The organism is Sphingomonas sp., from assembly GCF_036387595.1.
GTDB lineage: Bacteria > Pseudomonadota > Alphaproteobacteria > Sphingomonadales > Sphingomonadaceae > Sphingomonas.
Map to the genome: position 1 here is coordinate 1 of NZ_DASVTL010000006.1, position 2,654 is coordinate 2,654.

Sequence of the window (2,654 nt, forward strand, 5' to 3'; positions counted from 1 at the left end):
CGGACCGCCGTCGATGCCTCAGCTTTCCCAAATAGGCGAGATCTACGCGTCACAGCTGTTCTGGCTCGTGATCGTGTTCGGCCTGATCTATTTCGGGATCGGCAAGGCGATGGTGCCCAGGATCGAGCGGACGATCGACGATCGTAACGCGCGCATCACCGGGGATCTCGCTGCGGCAACGACGGCCCGCGACGCGGCCCGGGCTTCGGAAGAAGCTTATCAGGGCGGTCTCGACACCGCCCGGTCTCAGGCGGCGCAGACCGTCGGCGCTGCCAAGGCACGCGCCACGGTCGCCGCCGAGACCAAGATGAAGGCGGGCGATGCCGCCGCGGCCGATCGCCTGCACGCGGCGACCGCAAGCATCGCGACGTCCAAGGGCCAGGCGCTCGCCGAGATCGAAACCGCAACGGTCGATGCGGTCGAGGCGATCGTCGCCAAGCTGTCGGGCGTCGTGCCCGATCGCGCGGTCGTCGAACAGAAGGTGAAGGCGGAACTCGCGCATGGTTGATCCCCACGCCAACGTGGCGACTGCCGCTGCCGGCACCGCCGAACTGCATCATGCGCCGACCGCGCTCGGCATCTCGGCCCCCGGCTGGGTCGCGCTGTCGATGCTGGTCGTGATCGCGATCCTCATCTGGAAGAAGGTCCCCGCGCTGGTCGGCCGGATGCTCGATCAGCGGATCGCGACGATCCGCACCGATCTCGACGAGGCCAGCAAGCTGCGCGCGGAGGCGGAGGCGATGCTCGCCGACGCCAAGGCGCGTAACGCCGCCAGTGCAGGTGACGCTGCCGCGATCGTCGCGCATGCCGAGGCCGAAGCCGCGGCGATGCTCGCCAAGGCCGAAGCGGACTCGACCGATCTCGTCGCGCGCCGCCAGAAAATGGCGGAGGACAAGATCGCCGCCGCCGAACGCGGCGCGATCGCCGAGGTCCGCGCCAGGGCGGCCGACGCCGCCGCCCGCGCCGCCGCAGCGATCATCGCCGACCAGCATGGCGCGGTCGCCGACAAGGCGCTGGTGGACCGCACGATCGCAGGGCTGGGCCGCCCGAACTGATCCTCAGCTGCTTGTGCTCCCGCGAAGGCGGGAGCCCAGTACTGGGTCCCCGCCTTCGCGGGGACACGAGATGCGGCATCGTGCGTGAGCCAATGCTCCCTCGATAGCGGCGTCACCGCCTAGCGCTCACGCCCCCGAGTCCCTAGATTCGCATCGATGTCGACGCCCAACGCTCCCGACCGGTTCAACGAAGAAAAGAACACCTTCACGGTCCGGGGCACCGACGCGCCCGATCTCGCCGCCGGCGTGGCGGCGATCCGCAACGTGTTGAAGACATTGCCGATCCGGTCGGGCGTCTACCGCATGCTCGATGCCAAGGGCGACGTGCTCTACGTCGGCAAGGCCCGCGCGCTGAAGAACCGCGTCGCCAACTATGTCCAGGTCGATCGCCTGTCGAAACGGCTCCAGCGCATGGTCGCGCAGACCCGCGCGATGACGATCGTCACCACCAACAACGAGGCGGAGGCGCTGCTGCTCGAAGCGCAACTGATCAAGCGCTATCGCCCGGCCTACAACGTGCTGCTGCGCGACGACAAAAGCTTCCCGTTCATCTTGCTGCGCGCCGATCACGATTTCCCGCGCATCCAGAAGCATCGCGGCGCGCGGCGCGCCAAGGGCGACTATTACGGCCCCTTCGCGAGCGCCGGCTCGGTCAACAACACGCTGAATGCGCTGCAGAAGCTGTTCCTGCTCCGCTCCTGCACCGACGGCTTCTTTAAGACCCGCGATCGCCCGTGCCTGCTCTACCAGATCAAGCGCTGCTCGGCGCCCTGCGTCGGCCGGATCGACGAGGCCGGCTATGCCGAGCTGGTGTCGGACGCCAAGCAGTTCCTCGGTGGCAAGTCGACCGGCGTCCAGGCGAAGCTCGGGGCGCAGATGCAGGCTGCCGCCGAGGCGATGGATTTCGAACTCGCGGCGCTGTTGCGCGACCGGTTGCGCGCGCTGACATTCATCCAGGGCACCCAGGCGATCAATGCGGAAGGGGTCGGCGACGCCGACGTCTTCGCGCTCGCATGCCGCGACGGGACGATGGGGATCCAGGCGTTCTTCATACGCGGTGGCCAGAATTGGGGCCATCGCAGCTTCTTCCCCGCGCACACCAACGACGTGCCGGAGGACGAGGTGCTGATGAGCTTCCTCTCCCAATTCTACGAAGAGGTGCCGCCGCCGAAGACGATCCTGCTCGATCGGGACCTGAACGAGGGCGGCTTGCTGGAAGAGGCGCTTGCCGAACGCGCGGGCTACAAGGTCGCGCTCTCGGTGCCGCAACGCGGCGACCGGCGCCGGCTGATGGAGCAGGCACAGCGCAACGCCGTCGAGGCGCTCGAGCGCCGCCTTGCGGAGAGCACCACCCAGGCGCGGCTGCTGCGCGAGGTTGCGGAACTGTTCGATCTGCCCGAACCTCCCGACCGCATCGAGGTCTACGACAACAGCCATATCCAGGGCACCAACGCGCTTGGGGCGATGGTCGTCGCGGGGCCGGAAGGCTTCCGCAAGGGCCAGTATCGCAAGTTCAACATCAAGAACAAGGACACCGTGCCGGGCGACGATTTCGGGATGATGCGCGAAGTGTTCGCGCGGCGGTTCGCCCGGGCCCAA

Annotated in this window: 3 protein-coding genes; all 3 read left to right on the forward strand. The window is 67.8% G+C overall.

All coding sequences use genetic code 11. The annotated features are described in order from the left end of the window. The coding region (locus VF643_RS00340) for a hypothetical protein (RefSeq protein ID WP_331041374.1) at positions 1 to 508 on the forward strand (508 nt) is incomplete at its 5' end. Beyond that, positions 501 to 1,055, forward strand: coding sequence for a hypothetical protein (locus VF643_RS00345; protein WP_331041375.1), 555 nt, complete (start codon positions 501 to 503; stop codon positions 1,053 to 1,055). The genes VF643_RS00340 and VF643_RS00345, both read left to right, overlap by 8 nt. Before the next feature lie 156 nt (positions 1,056 to 1,211). Then, on the forward strand, positions 1,212 to 2,654 hold a 1,443-nt coding region (uvrC, locus tag VF643_RS00350; RefSeq protein ID WP_331041376.1), incomplete at its 3' end, for an excinuclease ABC subunit UvrC.